At 31.3% G+C, this 1,942-nt stretch carries 1 protein-coding gene, 2 tRNA genes and 2 rRNA genes; all 5 read left to right on the forward strand.

All coding sequences use genetic code 11. From position 1 onward, the window contains the following. Positions 1 to 6: 6 nt before the first annotated feature. The 5 genes from rrf (ACQ3F0_RS26635) (at position 7) to ACQ3F0_RS26655 (ending at position 1,434) form a co-directional block, all read left to right on the forward strand. Positions 7 to 123 (forward strand): 5S ribosomal RNA (rrf, locus tag ACQ3F0_RS26635). 5 nt (positions 124 to 128) lie between these two features. Next, a tRNA-Phe gene (locus tag ACQ3F0_RS26640) sits at positions 129 to 204 on the forward strand. 156 nt (positions 205 to 360) lie between these two features. Then, positions 361 to 477 (forward strand): 5S ribosomal RNA (gene rrf, locus ACQ3F0_RS26645). A 5-nt stretch (positions 478 to 482) separates the two neighbouring features. Then, positions 483 to 558 (forward strand) — tRNA-Lys (locus ACQ3F0_RS26650). Between the two features lie 132 nt (positions 559 to 690). After that, positions 691 to 1,434 (forward strand): peptidylprolyl isomerase, encoded by a 744-nt coding sequence (locus ACQ3F0_RS26655; RefSeq protein ID WP_428868853.1) that lies wholly within the window; start codon positions 691 to 693, stop codon positions 1,432 to 1,434. The last annotated feature ends 508 nt before the right edge of the window (positions 1,435 to 1,942 follow it).

Below are 1,942 nucleotides of genomic sequence, written 5' to 3' on the forward strand. Positions count from 1 at the left end.
TATATATCTGGTGATTATAGCTTGAAGGTAACACCCGTTCCCATTCCGAACACGAAGGTTAAGCTTCAACACGCTGATGGTACTGCACGGGAGACTGTGTGGGAGAGTAGGACGTTGCCAGGTAACTTGGCTCGATAGCTCAGTCGGTAGAGCAGAGGACTGAAAATCCTCGTGTCACTGGTTCGATTCCAGTTCGAGCCACCAAAAAACTAATTGTTTATGCAATTAGTTTTTTTATTTTTCAAAAATAATTTAGCTTTTATCTTACTAAAAATCAAAAAAAACTATTGACATGTAAATATATTGTTGATATAATCTTGATTGTGTTGATTTTGGATAACAAAAATCATAGATAATATATCTGGTGATTATAGCTTAAAGGTAACACCCGTTCCCATTCCGAACACGAAGGTTAAGCTTTAACACGCTGATGGTACTGCACGGGAGACTGTGTGGGAGAGTAGGACATTGCCAGGTAATAGGATTCACTAGCTCAGTCGGTAGAGCACTTGACTTTTAATCAAGTTGTCCGGGGTTCGATTCCCCGGTGGATCACCAAAAGTATCTCATAAGAGATGCTTTTTTGTTTTAAAAAAATAATATTATAATTCATTTGATATAAATGGGTTTTATGTTATTATTAATAAAGTGAGTCTTTTAAGGCTAAATACAAACTAAAAGGAGATACACATGGAAAACAAAGTATTAGCATTAGTTAATGGTCAAGAAATAACTAGTACAGAACTAGAAGCAGCATTATCTAGAATACCTCAAGATAGAAAAGCTTATTTTTCAAATGAACAAGGAAAAGCACAATTACTTGAGCAATTAATAGCATTCGAACTATTTTATAATGATGCTAAAGATAGTGGATTAGAAGAAAATGAAGTTTATAAAGAAAGACTTGAATTATTTAAAAGAGAATTATTAGCACAAGTAGCTATGGAAAATGCAATGAAATCAGTAGAAGTTAAAGAAGAAGAAATAAAAAAATTCTATGACGAGAACACTGAAAACTTTGTTGTACCAGAAAATGTTTCAGCTAAGCATATATTAGTTGATAATGAAGAAAAAGCTAATGAAATTTTAGGCGAAATTAATGATGGATTAGCTTTTGAAGAAGCAGCAGAAAAATATTCTTCATGTCCGTCTAAAGCACAAGGTGGAAGTTTAGGTTCTTTTAGTAAGGGTCAAATGGTAAAAGAATTTGAAGAAGCTGCATTTGCAAGTGAAATTGGTACTATTACTGGTCCAGTTCAAACTCAATTTGGATATCACTTAATTAAAGTTGAAGGAAAAAGTGAAAAATCAAATAGAAATTTTGATGAAGTAAAGAATGAAATAAGAATGAATTTATTGCAATCTAAACAAGGCGAAGCATACGTTAATCATGTAAATGAATTAAAAGGTAAATATTCAGTAGAAATAAAATAATAATTATATACAAAATAAATATACATAATTTGTAATTAATAGATACCTAGAGCATAGGTATCTATTTTTATTAACGAGGAAGTATAAACTTTGTCTCTCAACTCTTCCACGTGTGTTTATATGTGGATTTTTGAGATATATATAGATATAGTTATATAGAGTAGTCTAATTTGGGTTAATGGTCAAAATTCACTAAGCATGAAATATTTAATTTTGATAGGATATTAGATGTTGTCGCAAGACGCAAGGATGAAATGAGTAAGAAACATTGAATTAATGGAAAATTTAAAAAATTCAAAATTTTTCGTTAAAAGGTATTGACAAAACATTTTATCGATGTTAAACTGATATAGCTGTCGAAAAAACAGCAAAACAGTTTTGCAGATTTGATCTTTGAAAATTAAACAGAGAATGATAATAAATGCCAGTCAATGAATTTAAGTAATGAGTAAATGATTGAACTTTTCAAATTGAGAGTTTGATCCTGGCTCAGGACGAACGCTGGCGG

Origin of the sequence: Clostridium sediminicola, assembly GCF_050402865.1 — a bacterium.
In the GTDB taxonomy this organism is placed as follows: domain Bacteria; phylum Bacillota; class Clostridia; order Clostridiales; family Clostridiaceae; genus Clostridium_AF; species Clostridium_AF sediminicola.